Source organism: Extibacter sp. GGCC_0201, from assembly GCF_017566055.1.
Lineage (GTDB): Bacteria > Bacillota > Clostridia > Lachnospirales > Lachnospiraceae > Extibacter.
Window position 1 is genome coordinate 1 of the sequence record NZ_JABFCH010000150.1, and the last position, 225, is coordinate 225.

The 225-nt window shown below is 47.1% G+C and carries 1 pseudogene; it reads right to left on the reverse strand.

The window, feature by feature from the left end:
- Nucleotides 1–225 (reverse strand): annotated as a pseudogene (locus HJV72_RS19060) (hypothetical protein); the annotation flags it as partial.

Sequence of the window (225 nt, forward strand, 5' to 3'; positions counted from 1 at the left end):
TGGTTCAGATTCGTCTTTTTGAATTCCAGTGTCAGCTGCTTGTTCTCCGCCTGTCTCTCCATAATCATCCGGTTGGAATCGATCATGGCCCCCATCGAGAAAGCTTCCCTTGCCAATTCTACTTTCCGCGCTTCAATCTTTGACATATCAAGCACATCATTGATTTTTCCCAAGAGCAGCCTGGAAGAGATATCTATCTTCTTCAGGCAGTCCTCCACCCGTTCC